This window comes from Paenibacillus sp. MDV22-iso6 (genome assembly GCF_058408365.1).
In genome coordinates, this window is the sequence record NZ_JBZVDZ010000017.1 from 1 (window position 1) to 19,448 (window position 19,448).

Annotated in this window: 18 protein-coding genes; 17 read left to right on the forward strand and 1 reads right to left on the reverse strand. The window is 47.5% G+C overall.

The window, feature by feature from the left end; all coding sequences use genetic code 11:
* The first annotated feature begins 252 nt into the window (after positions 1–252).
* From AC4PM4_RS29695 to pssA, 8 genes are all read left to right on the forward strand, one after another.
* Positions 253–1,428 carry a GNAT family N-acetyltransferase gene (locus tag AC4PM4_RS29695; protein WP_491615221.1) on the forward strand — a complete coding sequence of 392 codons (1,176 nt, stop codon included), beginning with the start codon at positions 253–255 and terminating at the stop codon, positions 1,426–1,428.
* Between the two features lie 472 nt (positions 1,429–1,900).
* Positions 1,901–2,362 (forward strand): CtsR family transcriptional regulator, encoded by a 462-nt coding sequence (locus tag AC4PM4_RS29700; RefSeq protein WP_063567405.1) that lies wholly within the window; start codon positions 1,901–1,903, stop codon positions 2,360–2,362.
* A 30-nt stretch (positions 2,363–2,392) separates the two neighbouring features.
* Positions 2,393–2,917 carry a protein-arginine kinase activator protein McsA gene (mcsA, locus tag AC4PM4_RS29705; RefSeq protein ID WP_063567406.1) on the forward strand — a complete coding sequence of 175 codons (525 nt, stop codon included), beginning with the start codon at positions 2,393–2,395 and terminating at the stop codon, positions 2,915–2,917.
* 28 nt (positions 2,918–2,945) lie between these two features.
* The gene (gene mcsB / locus AC4PM4_RS29710) at positions 2,946–4,016 is read left to right on the forward strand and encodes a protein-arginine kinase McsB (RefSeq protein WP_063567407.1); all 1,071 of its coding nucleotides are present in this window, start codon (positions 2,946–2,948) and stop codon (positions 4,014–4,016) included.
* A 187-nt stretch (positions 4,017–4,203) separates the two neighbouring features.
* The gene (gene clpC / locus AC4PM4_RS29715; protein ID WP_063567408.1) at positions 4,204–6,666 is read left to right on the forward strand and encodes an ATP-dependent protease ATP-binding subunit ClpC; all 2,463 of its coding nucleotides are present in this window, start codon (positions 4,204–4,206) and stop codon (positions 6,664–6,666) included.
* A 294-nt stretch (positions 6,667–6,960) separates the two neighbouring features.
* Complete coding sequence (radA, locus tag AC4PM4_RS29720; protein WP_063567409.1) at positions 6,961–8,328, forward strand: DNA repair protein RadA; 1,368 nt, start codon at positions 6,961–6,963, stop codon at positions 8,326–8,328.
* Positions 8,329–8,341: 13 nt separating this feature from the next.
* Positions 8,342–9,418 carry a DNA integrity scanning diadenylate cyclase DisA gene (gene disA, locus AC4PM4_RS29725; protein ID WP_063567410.1) on the forward strand — a complete coding sequence of 359 codons (1,077 nt, stop codon included), beginning with the start codon at positions 8,342–8,344 and terminating at the stop codon, positions 9,416–9,418.
* A 43-nt stretch (positions 9,419–9,461) separates the two neighbouring features.
* A complete protein-coding gene (pssA, locus tag AC4PM4_RS29730; protein WP_063567411.1) occupies positions 9,462–10,193 on the forward strand; it encodes a CDP-diacylglycerol--serine O-phosphatidyltransferase in 732 nt (243 codons plus the stop codon).
* 123 nt (positions 10,194–10,316) lie between these two features.
* Here pssA and AC4PM4_RS29735 read toward each other — a convergent pair whose 3' ends face one another.
* Positions 10,317–10,712: a nucleoside triphosphate pyrophosphohydrolase family protein gene (locus tag AC4PM4_RS29735; protein WP_024633611.1), complete on the reverse strand. Its 396-nt coding sequence runs from the start codon at positions 10,710–10,712 to the stop codon at positions 10,317–10,319.
* A 174-nt stretch (positions 10,713–10,886) separates the two neighbouring features.
* Between AC4PM4_RS29735 and AC4PM4_RS29740 the strand changes: the two genes are divergently transcribed.
* From AC4PM4_RS29740 to AC4PM4_RS29780, 9 genes are all read left to right on the forward strand, one after another.
* Positions 10,887–11,972 (forward strand): PIN/TRAM domain-containing protein, encoded by a 1,086-nt coding sequence (locus AC4PM4_RS29740; protein WP_488732544.1) that lies wholly within the window; start codon positions 10,887–10,889, stop codon positions 11,970–11,972.
* A gap of 102 nt (positions 11,973–12,074) precedes the next feature.
* A complete protein-coding gene (gene ispD / locus AC4PM4_RS29745; protein WP_491615223.1) occupies positions 12,075–12,767 on the forward strand; it encodes a 2-C-methyl-D-erythritol 4-phosphate cytidylyltransferase in 693 nt (230 codons plus the stop codon).
* Positions 12,764–13,240, forward strand: coding sequence for a 2-C-methyl-D-erythritol 2,4-cyclodiphosphate synthase (ispF, locus tag AC4PM4_RS29750; RefSeq protein WP_079697648.1), 477 nt, complete (start codon positions 12,764–12,766; stop codon positions 13,238–13,240). The genes ispD and ispF overlap by 4 nt, the downstream gene beginning before the upstream one ends.
* Positions 13,241–13,273: 33 nt before the next feature.
* On the forward strand, positions 13,274–14,737 hold the full coding sequence (gene gltX / locus AC4PM4_RS29755) for a glutamate--tRNA ligase (protein ID WP_063567414.1): 1,464 nt from the start codon (positions 13,274–13,276) through the stop codon (positions 14,735–14,737).
* 592 nt (positions 14,738–15,329) lie between these two features.
* Positions 15,330–15,995 carry a serine O-acetyltransferase gene (gene cysE, locus AC4PM4_RS29760; RefSeq protein ID WP_063567438.1) on the forward strand — a complete coding sequence of 222 codons (666 nt, stop codon included), beginning with the start codon at positions 15,330–15,332 and terminating at the stop codon, positions 15,993–15,995.
* A gap of 29 nt (positions 15,996–16,024) precedes the next feature.
* On the forward strand, positions 16,025–17,425 hold the full coding sequence (gene cysS / locus AC4PM4_RS29765; protein WP_491615224.1) for a cysteine--tRNA ligase: 1,401 nt from the start codon (positions 16,025–16,027) through the stop codon (positions 17,423–17,425).
* Positions 17,422–17,946 (forward strand): Mini-ribonuclease 3, encoded by a 525-nt coding sequence (locus tag AC4PM4_RS29770; protein ID WP_079697651.1) that lies wholly within the window; start codon positions 17,422–17,424, stop codon positions 17,944–17,946. Before cysS ends, AC4PM4_RS29770 begins: the two co-directional genes overlap by 4 nt.
* 86 nt (positions 17,947–18,032) lie before the next feature.
* Positions 18,033–18,779, forward strand: coding sequence for a 23S rRNA (guanosine(2251)-2'-O)-methyltransferase RlmB (gene rlmB, locus AC4PM4_RS29775; protein WP_079697652.1), 747 nt, complete (start codon positions 18,033–18,035; stop codon positions 18,777–18,779).
* A 5-nt stretch (positions 18,780–18,784) separates the two neighbouring features.
* Positions 18,785–19,306, forward strand: coding sequence for an NYN domain-containing protein (locus AC4PM4_RS29780; protein WP_491615226.1), 522 nt, complete (start codon positions 18,785–18,787; stop codon positions 19,304–19,306).
* The last annotated feature ends 142 nt before the right edge of the window (positions 19,307–19,448 follow it).

The window sequence follows — 19,448 nt, forward strand, 5'->3', positions numbered from 1 at the left end:
CGCCGATGGTACTTGGACCGCAGGGTCCTGGGAGAGTAGGACGCCGCCAAGCGAAGAACCACTGCCGATGTTATTCGGTGGTGGTTTTTATTTGTGTTTTTTAATATAGATCGTTATCCCCGAGAGATGCCCGCGCATCTCTTGTTTGACTTTGTCCCGTTCCTCTGACACACTCATAAATGGATACATACATCACGTATCAGGCCATGATTTGAAAGATATCATAACTTAGAGAACGGGGTGCAGGACGACATGGAAATTCAGAAATTAACCGTAGATGATTTTGAGCCAGCTATGGCACTCTCCGAGTATGCTTTTCAAGTGGTAATGAGTGAAGAGCAAACGGAGAAGAGACGGAGTCAATTTGATTCACAGGATATATGGGGTGTATTTGAGGAAGGACAATTGGGTGCCAAACTTCATATTATTCCTTTTCAAACCTATATTCATGGGAGATCGTTCGAGATGGGCGGTATTGCGGGAGTAGCGACATGGCCAGAATATAGACGTAAAGGCTGGGTAGCTGGGCTGTTGAAGCATGCGCTGGAGGAAATGAACCGTAACAAACAAAGTATATCGTTTTTGCATCCGTTTTCTTTTGCATTTTATCGGAGATATGGATGGGAGACGTATGTTGAGTTTAAACGATATAAAGTGCCTACAGCTCATCTGCCTGCGAAAAAGGCAACCCCAGGAACAATTCGCCGTGGCGATCCGGGACTCAGTATATTAAAGGAAGTATACAGTGCGTACGCTGAACGCTATAACGGAACCTTGATTCGGGATGATGCGAGATGGGAGAATTCAGTTCTATCTAATGGCGCCAGCCAGAAGGCTGTATATTATGATGAAGCTGGTAAAGCACAAGGCTATGTTTTATATGAGGTTAAGGAAAGAAAGTTTACCATTAAAGAGATCATTTATCTGAATGAAGAGACAAGACAAGGTTTGTGGACCTTTATTGCCAACCATGATTCTATGATTGAGGAAGTCACTTTACAGGCACCAGCCAGTGATATGCTTGCTTTTCAATTAGATAATCCGCGGATTGAGCAGGAAATTGTACCTTTCTTCATGGCACGTATTGTGAGTGTAGAACAATTTATTTCACAGTATCCTTTTGCGAGCCCAGACTCACCAGTACAGATTAATCTCCAGGTAGAGGATGCCCATGCACCATGGAATGAAGGGGTATGGCAGTTGAATGTGGCGATGAATGGTACAGCTTCGATATGGAAAACATCTGAGTCGGCACCTAAGGATCAGACTGTTAAAGTAGACATACAGGCGCTCACCGCAATGCTGATGGGGTATCGTAGGCCCGCAGAGATGGCTCAAATAGGTAGAATTGAAGGACCGAATGGAGCGATTAAGGCTTTGGAGCAAGCGATTCCTGAACGGGAAACGTATTTACTTGATTTTTTCTGATCCTCATAGAGTAACGAGTATTCTAGGATCAATTTCATAGACTTAACTTGTATAGCATTACGATGCTAGTGTGAGACAAATGGACTTCTCCAGCTATTTTGGAGAGGTTTTTTTGTGTCAGCCGAATATTTCGTGTAAAATCGTAAAAAATGAATAGTGCTCCCTCTTGGCAAAACCACAAAATATGCTATAATGTATATAAAGTCAAAGAAAGTCAAAGTCAACTAAAGGTTAAATACTTACGTAACTTTCTTTCTGCAATCCGGTGGTGGGAGCCATATTGAAGGTAGTACACATCAGCGGATAAAAGCAATATTAAAGGACCTTCGAGCGTCCTTCGCTCTCTTGTTAAAGACCGTTGAAGATCAGTTTCGCTGTTTCCTTGATTGGTTAAATGGGTTGAGAAGGTGTACTCTGTAGGGGCGTGTGGGTCCTTATTGACTTAACGTTTCAGACAGTGGAGGATGAGTGGATGCGTAATATCTCTGATATTATCGAACAATATCTGAAGAGTATTTTGCATGAAAGTCCCGAAGGATTGGTCGAAATTCAACGTAATGATCTGGCTGATCAATTTTCATGTGTGCCTTCCCAGATCAATTATGTCATCAGCACCCGATTTACACTCGAAAAAGGTTACCTTGTGGAGAGTAAACGTGGCGGCGGCGGTTATGTTCGCATACAGCGGATTGAATTGCCGGCTCACTCGGCTCTGCATAACCATTTGCACCATAGTATTGGAGATGAGATCGGGCAGACAGCTGCCGAAGGTCTGATCTACCAACTGGAAGAAGCACGTTTCTTGAGCAAAAGGGAAGCCGGGTTGATGCGGGCAGCTGTTTCGAGAGAGATTATATTGGTCAAACTTCCTTACCGGGATCAAATTCGTGCCAGAATGTTAAAGGCGATGTTAATATCTTTGCTCGGTAAATGAAAACTATCGGGATCAAGGGGGTACATCATTGTGCTGTGCCAAGAATGCAACAACCGTCCGGCAACACTCCATTTCACGAAGATCGTGAACGGAGAGAAGACGGAATTCCATATTTGTGAGTCATGTGCTCGTGAAAAAGGGGAAATGATTCCCGGAACATCCAACGGATTTTCCATTCATAACTTATTGTCCGGGTTGCTTGATTTTGAACCCTCAGGCAAGAATGGCAGTGCGGGAGCAACACCTGCGCAATCCCTTCGTTGTGAAGAATGCGGCATGACCTATTCACAGTTTAGCAAAATCGGCCGCTTTGGCTGTAGTTCTTGTTATAAATATTTTGACAGTCGTTTGGACCCACTATTCAAACGGGTTCACGGTAGCACTTCCCACGTGGGTAAAGTACCTGCACGAGCTGGTGGTCGCATCAAGGTCAAAAGACAGATTGCTGATCTGAAACGGGATCTTCAGGAGAGCATAACGCAAGAAGAGTTTGAAGAAGCCGCTCAAATTCGTGATCAGATCAGGGAACTTGAAAAAGAAATAGCTCAGGAGTAAAGTTTGTGATGAGTAGGAGGGATGCGTAATGCCTAATCTGCGTTTTACAGAGAAGGCGCTCAGCGACTGGATGCGTAGTGATGCGGCTGATTCCGAAATCGTCATTAGCAGCCGAGTCCGGATCGCACGCAACCTGCAGCATTATCCGTTTCCGATGCTGGCTTCCAATGAGCAATCGGAAGAAGTGCTGAATAAGCTGAGCGAAGTACTTCAATATGATGACGTTCATGCCTTTGGAGATTTTCATACCCTAGATCTGATTGATATTGATGACCTTGACAAACGGGTGCTGGTGGAGAAGCATTTGATCAGTCCCAGTCTTGCGAACGAATCCAGAAATGGTGCTGTTATTCTCAGTGAGGATGAATCTGTCAGTATTATGATTAATGAAGAGGATCATCTTCGTATCCAGTGCCTCTATCCGGGGTTCCAGGTAAAAGAAGCCTGGGAGAAAGCTTCCGCCATAGATGATGCTTTTGAAGCGCATGTGGATTACGCTTTTGATGACCGCAGAGGATATTTAACCAGCTGCCCTACGAATGTAGGTACAGGTGTAAGAGCATCTGTCATGATGCATCTACCCGCTCTGGTGATGACACAGCAGATTGGCCGCATTCTAAGCGCAGTCTCCCAAGTCGGACTGACTGTACGGGGAATTTACGGTGAAGGCAGTGAGGCGATGGGTAACCTGTTCCAGATCTCGAACCAGATCACACTGGGGCAGACGGAACAAGAAGTCATCGATAACCTGCATAGTGTTGTGTTACAGATGATTGGGCATGAGCGTACCGCCAGAGAACGGTTAATTACCGACTCCAGATTGCGGATTACCGACAGGGTTATGCGTTCTTACGGCATTTTGTCCCATGCAGCCATCGTCGATTCGAAGGAAGCTGCACAGCGTCTGTCTGATGTTCGACTTGGTGTTGATCTCGGATTGTTGGACGGCTTGTCCATTACCGTGATGAACGAGTTGAATGTGATGACGCAGCCGGGCTTTTTGCAGAAAACATTTGGGGAAGACATGCGGACAGATGAGCGTGACATATATCGGGCTCAGTTGATCCGTGATACGATCAGTGCAGCCAATCAATCCTAGGTTGTTCAAGAGTTGTTTATAAAGGTTTCACGCCGCAGATGCGGCTTTTATATAATAGAGCATTTCTATAAATGAATGCTGAATGATTTTATTCGCAGCACGGCTGCAAACAAAAATGATATGAAGAATACGGTGGGATCCTTTCAACAGCCCCCGTTTTATCCAAAACCATGGAGGTGCAGGAGATATGATGTTTGGAAGATTTACGGAACGGGCCCAAAAGGTGCTCGCATTGGCGCAGGAAGAAGCTGTCCGTCTAGGTCATAATAACATCGGTACAGAGCACATTTTGCTCGGCCTCATTCGTGAAGGCGAAGGCATCGCAGCCAAAGCGCTGATCGGCCTGGGACTCGGATTGGAAAAAATTCAAGATGAAGTAGAGACGCTAATTGGCCGTGGCCAAGAGCAACCTACGAACATTGCATATACGCCTCGTGCGAAAAAAGTGATTGAATTGTCTATGGATGAAGCTCGCAAATTGGGCCATACCTATGTAGGCACAGAGCATATCCTGCTTGGATTGATTCGTGAAGGTGAAGGGGTTGCAGCACGTGTGCTGAACAACCTGGGTATTAGTTTGAACAAGGCACGTCAACAAGTGCTGCAACTGCTTGGCAGCAGTGAAGCTGTATCCAGTCATAATGGTACGCCTTCCAATGTCAGCACACCAACACTGGACAGTCTGGCACGTGATCTTACGGCGTATGCCAAGGAGAACAACCTGGACCCAGTGATTGGACGTAGTAAAGAAATCGAACGTGTTATCCAGGTGCTGAGCCGTCGTACCAAGAACAACCCAGTACTGATCGGTGAGCCAGGTGTAGGTAAAACAGCTATCGCTGAAGGACTTGCACAAAAAATCATCGCCAACGAAATTCCAGAGACTTTGCGTGACAAACGTGTCATGACATTGGATATGGGTTCAGTTGTTGCAGGTACAAAATATCGCGGTGAATTCGAAGATCGTCTGAAAAAAATTATGGATGAAATTCGTCAAGCGGGTAACATTGTCTTGTTCATCGACGAATTGCATACCCTGATTGGTGCAGGCGGAGCGGAAGGTGCAATTGATGCTTCGAACATTTTGAAACCGGCTTTGGCCCGTGGAGAATTGCAGTGCATCGGTGCTACAACGTTGGATGAATATCGCAAATATATCGAGAAGGATGCTGCGCTAGAGCGTCGTTTCCAACCGATTACGGTCGATCAGCCTTCTCCAGAAGAAGCGGTTCAAATTTTGCATGGTTTACGTGATCGTTACGAAGCGCATCACCGGGTAAAAATTACGGATGAAGCGATTGTGCAGGCGGTTAAACTGTCTGATCGGTACATTACAGACCGTTTCCTGCCGGACAAAGCGATTGACCTGATTGATGAGGCGGGTTCCAAAGTAAGACTGAACTCTTACACGATCCCACCTAACCTCAAACAACTGGAGAGCCGTCTCGAGGATATCCGCAAGGAAAAAGACGCAGCGGTTCAAAGCCAGGAGTTCGAAAAGGCAGCAGCGCTGCGTGACACGGAACAAAAAATCCGTGAAGAGCTGGATGTAACGAAGAACCAATGGAAAGAAAAACAAGGTCGCACGGATTCCGAGGTAACTCCTGAGGATATTGCACAAGTAGTAGCCAGCTGGACTGGTATTCCGGTGAATCAGCTGAAAGAAGAAGAGACACAACGCTTGATGAATCTGGAATCAATTCTGCATGAACGTGTCATTGGTCAGGATGAGGCTGTGAAGTCCGTCAGTCGTGCAGTTCGTCGTGCTCGTGCTGGATTGAAAGATCCGAAACGTCCAATGGGTTCATTTATCTTCCTTGGTCCTACAGGGGTAGGTAAAACCGAGCTGGCTCGTGCTCTTGCAGAAGCCATGTTCGGGGATGAAAATGCAGTCATCCGGATTGATATGTCCGAGTATGGCGAGAAGCATTCCACTTCAAGACTCGTCGGAGCTCCTCCGGGATATGTGGGATATGAAGAAGGTGGACAGCTGACAGAGAAAGTTCGTCGCAAACCTTATTCTGTCGTCCTGCTCGATGAAATCGAGAAAGCACATCCTGAAGTATTCAACATCTTGCTGCAAGTGCTTGAGGATGGTCGTCTGACCGACTCCAAAGGTCGCGTCGTAGACTTCCGGAATACGTTGATTATTTTGACATCCAATGTGGGTGCAGAAGCGATCAAACGCAACTCTACACTGGGCTTTACGGCAGTAGTGGATGCAGGTGCGGATTACGATAACATGAAGGGTAAAGTGATGGATGAGCTGAAGAAAAGCTTCCGTCCTGAGTTCCTTAACCGGATTGATGAAATTATCGTGTTCCATTCTCTTGAAGAAAAACACATTGCTGAGATTGTTACACTGATGAGTGAAGAGCTTCGTAAACGTCTGAATGAATACGAGGTCGACTTCGAGCTCACAGACAATGCCAAGGCTTTCCTTGCCAAAGCAGGCTTCGATCCAGCCTATGGTGCTCGTCCGCTTCGTCGGGCGATCCAGAAGCATATTGAAGACAAATTGTCGGAAGAATTGCTCACGGGTAATGTGACTAAAGGTGATTCGTTGCTCATCGATGAAGAGAATGGAGCATTGTCTGTAACTAAAAAAGACGTTGTTGTTCCTTCCACTGAGGAAATCGAAACGAAATAAGTAACACTCAACTAGTGACATAACTACTGAGTCTGATGTATAAAACAAAAATCCTTCCTGGCTTTAGTCGGGAAGGATTTTTTTGTGTTTTTGTGCCAGTCAGAGACCCAGAGCTGTTGTTTATCAGAAAATAAACTTAGAAGTGCTACGAACATGTGTAAAGTTTGCGATAATCCTTTACGAAAAATCTCAAACAATGGTAAACTTTTATTAACCCTGCACGTCAGGGAATTAAGGCAAAATTCGTCGAAAAATGCAAAATGCTGTTATAAAATAAATCCTAGGAGTGCTGAAGTGGCCAAAGTTAAAACCAAGTTTCAGTGTACGGAATGCGGCTATGAAGCCCCCAAATGGTACGGCAAATGTCCGGGTTGTCAGTCTTGGAATTCAATGGTGGAAGAAACCGAAACGGTGGTCAAAACACAAGGGAGAAATTCCCCTCTCTTTGAGAGTAAAGATAAGCCACTTCCCATCATAGATATAGATAGCGGTCAGGAACCGCGTGTACAGACTGGAATTGAAGAGCTGAACCGGGTTTTGGGCGGCGGAATTGTTCCAGGATCTCTCGTTCTGGTGGGCGGAGACCCCGGAATCGGAAAATCAACATTGATGTTGCAAACATCTCATGCTTTGACTCACTCAGGTTTGCGTGTGTTATATGTCTCAGGTGAGGAATCAGTTAAGCAAACGAAATTGCGGGCTGACCGTCTGGGTGCGCTGTCTCCTGAGTTATATGTACTATGTGAGACCAATATGGAGCGGGTAGAGGAAGCGGTAGAGCAGATCCAGCCGCATTTTCTAGTCATCGACTCTATTCAGACCGTTTATCTGCCAGAAGTCACCAGTGCACCCGGCAGTGTAGCTCAGGTAAGGGAATGTACCTCACGGTTCATGCGAATCGCCAAAGGGCGAGGCATTGCAACCGTACTTGTGGGGCATGTTACGAAAGAAGGCGCCATTGCAGGTCCACGTATGTTGGAACATATGGTGGACTGTGTTCTTTATTTTGAAGGAGAACGGCATCATACGTATCGCCTTTTACGTGCGGTAAAGAACCGTTTTGGTTCGACCAATGAGATCGGCATTTTTGAAATGGGCGAAGATGGACTTCGTGAAGTAGGCAACCCTTCTGAGCTCTTTTTGTCAGAACGTCCTCTGGGTGTGGCTGGTTCTACCGTAGTTGCCAGCATGGAGGGCACACGTCCTCTGCTTGTGGAATTGCAGGCATTGATTTCAACCACACATTTCCCTTCTCCGCGGCGTATGGCAACAGGGGTAGATCTCCATCGATTAAACCTGATTATTGCGGTACTGGAGAAACGGATGGGCATGTTCTTGCAAACGCAGGATGCTTATCTGAACGTAGCTGGTGGTGTGAGATTAGATGAGCCGGCAGTAGATTTGGCGGTTGCTGTAAGTATCGCATCCAGCTTGAGAGATGTACCGACCAAGCCAGATGACGTCATCTTTGGGGAAATCGGTTTAACGGGTGAAGTTCGGGCCGTTTCAAGGGCTGAACAACGTGTGAAAGAAGCTCAGAAATTGGGCTTTAAGCGTGTCATTTTACCAGAAAAAAGCTTAAAGGGCTGGAAACATCCTCGCGGGATACAACTGATCGGTGTGAATACCGTGGCAGATGCACTAGCGGTTGCTTTAGATTAGGGGGCATAACAAGATGAAAGATTCGAGCCAACTGGATAATATGAACGAATTGTTAAGGCTGATTGCACCAGGTACACCTTTCCGCGAAGGTCTGGAGAACGTGCTGCGCGCCAAGACGGGTGCACTGCTGGTTGTAGGATACAGCCCTGAAGTAATGGAAGTGGTGGATGGAGGATTCTCGATTAACTGTGATTTCTCCCCGAACTATTTGTATGAACTCGCCAAGATGGACGGTGCCATTATCCTTAGCGAGGATTTAAAACGTATTCTATACGCCAATACTCAACTTATTCCTGACTCATCCATCTCTTCATCTGAGACGGGGATCCGTCACCGGACGGCTGAGCGTGTCGCGAAACAAACAGGCAAATTAGTCGTATCTATATCGCAGCGGCGGAATATTATCACCTTATACCAAGGAACACTACGGTATTCCCTCAAGGAAATCGGGGTTATTTTGACCAAGGCGAATCAAGCGATTCAAACCTTGGAGAAATACAAGGCTGTATTGACACAGTCCCTTACGAATCTGAGCGCCGCCGAGTTCGAGGAATTGGTAACGATTCCTGAGGTAGTCAATGTCATTCAGCGTACGGAAATGGTTATGCGCATCAAAACGGAAATCAAGCGTTACATTCATGAACTCGGCAACGAGGGACGTCTGATCTCCATGCAGATGGAGGAGCTCGTCGGTACAACAGAAGAGGAAGCCTGGTTGCTGTATAAGGACTATGCCCGTGATGACAGTGATGACAAGATTCGTGAGATTATCGTTGGTCTGAAAAGATTGTCGGACGATGAATTGCTGGATGCACATCATATTGTACGTCTTCTGGGATACCCTTCGTCAGCGGCTACGTCTGAAGATTCGGTTGCACCTCGGGGATATCGGGTATTAAATAAGATACCCCGCCTGCCGAATGTCATCATCCATAACCTGGTGGATCAATTCGAACAATTGCCTCATGTCATTATGGCTACAATAGAAGAGCTGGACGAAGTGGACGGGATTGGAGAGGTACGGGCCCGAACCATTAAGGAAGGTCTCAAGCGTTTGCAGGAGCAGATGTTTATTGACAGACAAATGTAAGGGTTTGCCTATAACGGCTTGAAAATAATGAGGTGAAACAACGATGTTAACCAGATTCATTCCGAATCTCTTTACCTTGGGTAATCTGTTTCTTGGAATGATGGCAATCCTGCTTGCAATTGATGGGAAGTATAGTTTGGCTGCCATTTTGGTCATTATTGCGATGTTACTGGATGGCCTGGATGGCCGTGTCGCACGTGCACTTAATGCCCAGAGTGAGTTTGGCAAAGAGCTGGATTCTTTGTCTGACATGGTTTCATTTGGTGCAGCTCCAGCTCTAATTATATTCATGGTCTCGTTTCAGGACGCAACTCCGGTTCTCGCCTGGATCGCAACCGCAAGCTTTCCAATCTGTGGGGCTATCCGGTTAGCCCGGTTTAACGTTCGCCCCGGTATTCCCGGGTACTTCACAGGTTTGCCGATCCCAGCGGCTGGAGGGGTACTGGCAACACTATCCCTGTTTAATAAGGATATCGGTCCCGTGAGTATGATGATTGCGACCTTGCTGTTATCGTATCTGATGGTAAGTTCGCTGAAATATCCCAATTTCAAAAAGGTTGGTCTACCGCGTAAAGCGATCTGGATTGCACCTTGGGTCATCGTCTTCGCGGTAGTGGTGGCTGTTATGTTTCCAGAACAATTGTCCAAATTGATCTTTATTCCACTTGTGTTATACGCTCTATATGGGATGAAGCATAATATGCGGACGGCAGCCTCGCGGAACCGAGCCAAAAAGCGTAAAGAAGAGAAGTCTTCCCGTCCTTCCGATCGCTAGGCATTCCATCATTTCGGGAAATAAAAAGAAAGCACGTATGCTCCTCAACAGGAGAATACGTGCTTATTTTTGTTTTTAAAATCTATACGTTAACTTAACCATTTGCAATGAAATACGTATTGTTTACGACAAATTGAACATCCCTAACGTCGAACATTTCTGTGACTCGTGATTTACGACCTCTTCCATGTTGATGTCCAGCAGATTGCAGAGAGCCGACATATAAAACAGGTTCCGCCCTAGTTCAGAGCTGATCACCTCTTTACAATTCTCGCACAATTCACCTTCCACATGCGTTTCCAGCAGGCCTTTTGATTGAGCAATGTCGCTCTCTGGGGCATATTTCTGCTTGGTGGCGTGCAGCTCAATGCAGCCGCATTCGGTAATGGCCTTGGACACGGCACGGTTGACAGAGGCGCCGGCTTGTCCTGTTTTGGACAGTACATCAATCAGGCTGCGATGACGCAGCAACAGCTCGGAAACTTGATCCTGAAAAGCCTGTAAACTTAGCGTACTCATTTTGCTACTCACCTCGGGATATGAATTGAATTCATTATATGCCAATAATTTACCTTCTTTCAACTGACGATTGCAACATTTCCAAAAAGTTCTTCAAAAGCGGGATTAGCAATCTGAGAATTGGATCATACTGGATATAAAGATGAAGTTATATTGAAGGAGGTGCAGGGACTTATGTGGAAAAAAGGCATTTTAACTTTTACAGGATTGTGCGGTGCATGGTTCGGCTACACGGCATATCATCTGGCAGGAAAATCCGTCCCTTGGATGGCTGAATGGATTCAATCAGCAGGATTATTGGGGGCTGGGGTATCAACCCTACTAGGTGCTGTATTGTTTATGTCCGTGTGTAACATTGGTGGAACATTAATGGCAACCAGACTACATAATAGTATTGATTCGTTGGCCAAAGTACCGATGAATGAATTGGCTGCGGGTGCGGCGGGTACAGTTGCAGGACTGCTGGTGGCCTTGCTGTTATATCCTTGTGTGGCATGGCTGGGGACGGCCGGAGAAGTGCTGCAAGTGGCGCTAACGGTCGTAAGTAGCTATACGGGCTATATGCTTGCCATGGCGAAGAAAGACGATCTGGCGGCCTTCTGGATGTCAGGACGCTGGGGTCATCCCGAGGTGGATGAGGAAAGACGGCTAGAAGAGCACAAAATTTTGGATACCAGTGTAATTATCGATGGTCGCATCGCGGATATATGCAAAACCGGATTTATCGAGGGCACGATTGTAATCCCGGAATTCGTTCTGGAGGAATTGCAGCACATTGCCGATTCATCGGACTTGCTCAAGCGGAACAGAGGACGGAGAGGGCTTGATATTCTAAATAAAATTCAGAAGGAATTGGACGTCAAAGTGCTCATCTACGAAGGTGATTTCGAGGAGATTTCGGAAGTGGACAGCAAGCTGGTCAAGCTCGCCAAGGTGCTTCAGGGTAAAGTTGTCACCAACGACTTCAACCTGAATAAGGTCTGTGAACTGCAAGGAGTATCCGTGCTAAACATCAATGACCTCGCCAATGCTGTTAAGCCGGTGGTATTGCCAGGTGAGGAGATTATGGTGCAAATTATCAAGGATGGTAAGGAACACGGTCAAGGTGTAGCCTATCTGGATGATGGCACGATGATCGTAGTGGAAGGCGGACGCGAGTATATCGGCATGATGATGGAAGTGCTGGTGACCAGTGTGCTGCAGACGTCAGCGGGACGAATGATTTTTGCCAAGCCGAAACTGTTGGAAAAAGCCCAATAAAGCGGTATGATGGGTAGTGTATCGTTTAACGATATTTAATATCGATAGTAGATATTTTGTATCTTTGGACGATAAACTGACAGACAAGGCAGGGATTGCGGCATGGATAAAGAGTGGGGTGTTGTCATTGTGGCGGCAGGTCGGGGGACCCGGATGGGAACAACCGAGAGTAAGCAGTTTCTGCTGCTGCAGGACAAGCCCGTTTTCATACATACGCTTGAAGTGTTTGCGGCTTTGGACGAGGTCAGCGAAATGGTGCTGGTCACGGGAGCTGCCGATGTTGAACGCTGCCAGGATTGGGTAAAAGAATACCGACTGGAATCACGTGTCCGTGTCATCCCCGGAGGGAAAGAGAGACAACATTCGGTCCACGAAGGCCTTAAGGCACTAGGGACAGACTGGGTCCTCGTTCACGACGGGGTACGTCCTTTTATAAACCGTGAGCAGATTATGGGGTGTATGAAGGCCGCTATGTCGGGTGGAGCAGCTGTACTGGCCGTTCCAGTGAAGGATACGATCAAACAAGTAAATGCGGATGGAATCGTTACGGCGACGCCGGACCGCAGCAGTCTGTGGAGCATTCAAACCCCGCAGGCTTTTCGTCTTTCTTCCCTGCTGATTGCGTACGAATCGGCGGACCGGGACGGATTTCTAGGAACGGATGACGCAATGCTGGCTGAACGCCAGGGAATGTCGGTCAAGGTTGTGGAAGGCAGTTATAAGAACATCAAATTAACGACGCCGGAAGATTTGGAATACGCCGCGTTTTTGCTCAAGGGAGAGAAGAAGCGATGATACGTGTAGGACAGGGATTCGATGTACATCAACTGGTAGAGGGACGCCCATGCATTATTGGCGGGGTAACGATCCCTTATGAAAAAGGACTGCTGGGTCACTCGGACGCAGACGTGCTGCTGCATGCCATCAGTGATGCCATTCTTGGTGCGCTTGCACTTGGGGATATTGGCAAACACTTCCCGGATACGGATCCGGAGTTCAAAGATGCTGATAGCCTGAAACTACTGGAGCATGTGTGGCAGTTGGTGAAGGATCGTGGATACCGTCTGGGGAACATTGATTCAACCATTATTGCACAGAAGCCGAAGATGGCACCTTACGTTCCGAAGATGGCCGAGGTTATTGCCAAGGCACTTGAAGCAGATGTAACTCAGGTGAATGTCAAAGCGACAACAACAGAGCAACTGGGATTCCCCGGACGGGGAGAGGGCATAGCTGCCCAATCGGTTGTTTGCCTTGTTCGCGTGTGATATTATCAACCAATTAGAGACGGAGGGGATATTATGAGCACCGAAGTTCGCGTGCGCTACGCGCCGAGTCCAACGGGACACCTGCATATCGGGAACGCCCGTACGGCGCTGTTTAACTATTTGTATGCCAAACATAATAACGGCAAATTCATTATTCGTATTGAGGATACGGACGTGAAACGCAACATTGCCGGTGGTGAGGAAAGCCAGCTGAAATACCTGAAATGGCTCGGAATCGAGTGGGACGAAAGTATTGATGTCGGCGGCGAGTACGGACCATACCGTCAGACGGAACGTTTGGACATCTATCGTAAATATACGCAGGAGCTGCTGGATAAAGGTCTGGCTTACCGCTGCTATTGCACGGAAGAAGAGCTGGAGCAAGAACGTGAGGAACAGACAGCACGTGGAGAAACTCCGCGTTATTCGGGTAAACACCGTGATCTGACACCGGAGCAACAGAGCGCATTTGAAGCGGAAGGCCGTGTGGCGAGTATTCGTTTCCGTGTACCGGAAGAACGCATTTATACGTTTGATGACATGGTCAAAGGAACAATCTCATTCAATAGCAAGGAATCCGGCGACTTCGTTATTGTGAAAAAAGACGGCATTCCTACGTACAACTATGCAGTTGCTGTCGATGATCATTTGATGAAAATCTCCCACGTCCTGCGTGGGGAAGATCACATCTCTAACACACCGCGTCAACTGATGATTTATGAAGCGCTTGGCTGGGAGCCGCCGCAATTCGGTCATATGACGTTGATCGTGAATGAAAACCACAAAAAGCTGAGTAAACGTGACGAATCCGTTATTCAGTTTATTGAACAATATGATCAGCTCGGCTATCTGCCTGAGGCGATGTTTAACTTCATCTCCCTTCTTGGCTGGTCGCCTGAAGGAGAAGAAGAGATCTTCTCGCAGGAGCAGTTAATCTCCATTTTTGATACGAAGCGTCTGTCCAAGAGCCCGGCGGTATTTGATACACACAAGCTGGCTCACTTGAACAACCACTACATCAAAAATGCTGAACCAGATCGCATTGCCGAAATGGCGATTCCACATCTGCAAAAAGCGGGACGTATTGCCGCTGAGCTCTCACCTGAACAAAAAGAATGGGCATATACGCTTGTTCATCTCTACCAAGAGCAAATGAATTCTGCCTCCGATATCGTGGAGTTGTCGGAAGTGTTCTTCCGTTCCCACCTGGAGCTGGAAAGTGAAGGGGCTGCTGTACTGGCTGAGGAGCAGGTACCAACCGTTCTGAAGGCATTTGCTGATAAAGTACAGGCTAGCGACGAATTTACACCAAGCAAGATGGCTGCGCTGATCAAAGAAGTTCAGAAAGAGACCGGGTTTAAGGGTAAACAGCTGTTTATGCCGATCCGTGTAGCTCTGACAGGACAGACTCATGGACGCGATCTGAACCAAACAATTGTACTGCTTGGCCGCGATACGGTCATTGATCGATTGCATGCTCAGGTAAAAGGCGCGTAAGTAACGCCCTTGTTTAGTCTACTTTGACTTAAGGATGGAACTTCGTTCCCACCGATATGAAGGAAGATTGTTGTCAGTCCATAACCTTTTCGCTATAATAGCAACACAAAGGTTAAATGGTATGATTTTATCATTCATCATAAAAACAGCAAAGACCGGGAGAAGTAGGCTGAACCGGACAGATTCAGAGAGGATGGTCCCGCAGTAAAGAACAAGATTCTTTGCTGAGGTGGCTGTGAGCCATCCGCTGTCCGTCAGTCGAAATGCACCCGTGAGCTGCATAGCCGAATCCGGCCCCGCCTCTCGTTATGTAGGAGAGAGGAAAACGTCAGGATAGGTTGTGACGGTTGGTTCCCGTTACGGAACTGTTGAGGGTTCATTCTTGTGCAAGGATATGAGGCAGCTATAACAGGTAGCCTAGTTCTTGTATGTTAAGGCATGAACCGAGCAGAGTGGGACCGCGATAAACGCCTCTGCAGCTTAATAGCTGCAGGGGCGTTTTCTATTTAGGTCGAGTCAGAAGAACACTACCATGAGGGCCGCGCCATCCGGAAAGCCGGAGGACGAAGACCTGAACAAGAGGGGAACGAGCATGTTCAAGAAGATCAGATCAGATATCCAGGCGGTGTTTGAAAACGATCCGGCGGCCCGGGGATGGTTTGAGGTTGTATTTACCTACTCGGGGCTGCATGCGATATGGGCGCACCGGGTGGCACACTTTTTATACAAGCGGAGATGGTTTTCTTTCGCGCGGTTCATTTCACAGGTCAGCCGCTTTATGACAGGCATCGAAATCCATCCAGGCGCTACGATTGGCAATCGGTTGTTTATTGACCATGGCATGGGCGTGGTGATTGGGGAAACGTGTGAAATTGGCGACGATGTTGTCATCTATCAGGGGGTCACACTTGGCGGAACGGGTAAAGAAAAAGGGAAGAGACATCCGACAATTGGCAATAATGTGGTTATCTCATCCGGAGCGAAGGTGCTAGGTTCCTTCAGCGTGGGGGATCAATGTAATATTGGTGCGAACTCGGTTGTGCTGAAGGAAGTCCCTTCGAATAGCACCGTTGTAGGCATACCGGGCAGAATCGTGAAGCAGGATGGCCGCCGGGTGGACCGCCTGAATCAGCAGCTTCCAGATCCGGTCATCGATTCCCTGCGCACTATGCAGCAAGAAATCGAACGATTACGTGAAGAAGTGCGTACTTTGCAGAGTACACGTGAAAGTGAGTTTTCCCGTGGTACAATAGAATAATGATGGAAACGGATGAAAGGAAAGTGACTATGACGCTTCAAATTTACAATACGATGAGTCGTACCAAAGAGAATTTTGTTCCTCAAGAGCCGGGGAAAGTGAAAATGTATGTGTGCGGGCCGACGGTATATGATTACATTCATATCGGGAATGCACGTCCAGTTATCTTTTTCGACACAGTTCGCGGATATTTGGAACAGACCGGACATGAGGTGAACTATGTCGTAAACTTCACGGATGTCGATGATAAGCTCATTCGTAAAGCTGAGCAGCTTGGCACGGATGTTCCTCATGTCGCAGAGAAGTTTATTGCAGCGTACTACGAGGATCTCGAAGGGCTGGGTATTCCGAAGGCAAGCAGTAATCCAAGAGTGACCGAAAACATGCCGCTTATTATTGATTTTATCCGTGAGCTGGTTGAAAAGGACTTCGCCTATGAAAATGGGGGTGACGTATATTATCGCACAGGCAAATTTGCGGAGTACGGCAAACTATCGAAGCAAAACCTTCAGGAATTACAGTTTGGAATTCGTATTGGTGTAGATGAGCGCAAAGAGCATCCAGAAGACTTTGTCCTCTGGAAAGCTGCGAAGCCGGGTGAGATTTTCTGGTCCAGTCCATGGGGCGATGGTCGTCCGGGCTGGCATATCGAGTGCTCTGCCATGGCACGGGAATACCTGGGGGATACGTTGGATATTCACGGCGGAGGACAGGATTTGCAGTTCCCTCACCATGAGTGCGAATGCGCTCAATCCGAGGTGTTGACTGGTAAACCACTGGCAAACTACTGGATGCATAACGGATTCATCCGTATTGATAACGAAAAAATGTCGAAATCACTCGGCAACGGTGTGCTTGTCAAAGACCTTCGCAATCAATATAAACGCGAAGCCATTCGTTATTTCATGTTGTCTACTCACTATCGCAATCCGTTGAACTTCACGGAAGATACGATGGAACAGGCACAGAATAGTGTGGACCGGATCGCAAATGCCGTAGGTAACCTTAATCATCGCTTGCAGGCTGTGAGCGTGGATCAGGCTGTGTCAGCTGAGTTTGCAGCGAGACTGGAGCAGATTCGTCATCAGTATCATGAGAAAATGCAGGACGACTTCAATACGCCTGATGCGATTACGGCAATGTTTGAGTGGGCTGGGGAAGCTAACCAACTGTTGCAGCAAGATGTGGTAAACGCTGCGGACATTCGTGCTCTGCTGGAATTGTTCAATGAGTTGAATGCAGTGCTTCGTATCTATACCGAGGCTGAACCGGAGCTTTTGGACGAGGAAATCGAACGTCTAATTGTAGAACGTAACGAAGCACGCAAAACCAAAAACTGGGCGCGGGCTGATGAAATTCGGGATGAACTGTCTGCGCAGGGCATCTTGCTTGAGGATACGGCTCAAGGAATGAGATGGCGGCGCAAATGAGCGAGGAACAACTGAAAAAGTTGTCAGAATCCGTCGAGCATACCGAGCAACGAGATGAACAGCAGACAGATGAACAGTCTCTGAGCGTTGACCAGGGAGGATGGTTTCCTTATCCCCCCTCCCGGCCTGCACGGTTGATTCCTCCCATCGCTCTCGCCTACATTGGTGATGCGGTATATGAGGTAGCAGTACGGCAGTATCTGTTATCCAAAGCCAACATGCGTCCTAACCATCTGCACCGTAGTGCGACCGGTTTGGTATCGGCGAAGGCACAAAGCCGTATTCTCACAGGTATTGAGGCTGAGCTGACCGAGGAAGAGCGTGACATTGTCAGACAAGGTCGTAATGCCAAGTCTGGCAGTATTCCCAAAAACGCAGACGTTTTGGAGTATAGACATGCCACGGCTCTGGAGTGTCTGATCGGTTACCTGTATAGCAGTGGTCGGCATGATCGCATGATTGAACTGATTCGCCGGGGTATCGAGCATGCGGAACAACATTCGCAATCACCGACAAAATAATATAAATTACAACAAAGCCGCTTCTGTAGGGTGCGCCGATTAGGGTGCAGTAAATCACAGGGCGTTATAGAGAGGATCGAACAAAGATGGAAGAAGAATGGATCGCCGGTAAGCACTCCGTAACGGAGGCGCTGCGTTCAGGCCGGACCATTAATAAAATATGGATTGCAGATACAGCGCAAAAACATTTGACACAGCCTATTATCACTGAAGCAAAAAAATTAGGTATAGTCATTCAGCACGTTGACAAGCGTAAACTGGATCAAACAGTGCCGGGCATTCAACACCAGGGTGTGATGGCGCAAGCGGCTCCTTACGCTTATGTGGAGGTTGAAGACATTCTTGCTGCAGCGGCTGCTAAAAATGAACATCCATTTTTGATTTTGCTGGATGAGATCGAAGATCCACATAATCTTGGATCGATTTTGCGGACGGCCGACTGCACAGGTGCGCATGGTGTCATTGTACCTAAACGGCGTTCAGCTGCAGTTACAGTGACTGTATCCAAAACTTCAGCAGGTGCTGTTGAGTACGTGCCAGTGGCTCGTGTAAGCAATCTGGGTCAAACTATTGACCGTCTCAAGGAAGAGGGCGTATGGGTTGTAGGTACGGATGTTGCAGCTCAGGAGAGCGTGTTTGGTAACGGCGTCTTTACAGGCCCGGTAGCCCTCGTGATCGGAAACGAAAACAAGGGAATGGGACGACTCATTCGTGAGAAGTGCGATGTGTTGATCAAATTGCCGATGCAAGGTCAGATTAATTCCCTGAATGCTTCCGTGGCAGCGGGTGTTGTCATGTATGAAGTGCTCCGCTCGCGCCAAGCGCAGGACTAGAAGATATGGCTGATTCCCGTGATGTGCTTCTTGTAGACGGGTACAACATGATTGGTGACTGGCCGGAGCTATCCAGATTGGCGGAGAGTGGATTGGAGGAGGCCCGCAACAGGCTTCTCTCTCGACTAGCCGACTATCAGGCATTCTCCGGCTTGAGAGTCATTGTTGTTTTTGACGCCTACCTCGTGCCTGGACTCGGTAAATCCTTTACACAGAGCAAAGTGCAGATCTTTTTTACAAAGGAAAAAGAGACGGCAGACGAATGCATTGAGAGACTCGTTCGGGAACTAAGCACGCGAAGACGCCAAATCTATGTGGCTACAAGCGATATGTTAGAGCAGCATGTCATTTTTGGACAGGGAGCTCTGCGTGTATCCGCAAGGGAATTGCTGATCGAAGTAGAGCAGAACGAAAAAGAGTTACAGAAACGTTTGGAAGAAGATCAAGCTAAAGCAACGCGAAATACACTCGGCGGGAAGTTAAGTCCGGATGTTTTGAAGCAGTTTGAGCGGTGGCGCCGGGAATAATAGCACGGTTTTACAAAAATTAGAATTTTGAAACTCTTGACAATTATGTTATTGATGTTCTTTTTTAGGCAGAGCGTGGTTGACGGTGTGAGGTACCATCATATATACTGATCCTATATTTCATAGAGTAGAGTAACGGGGT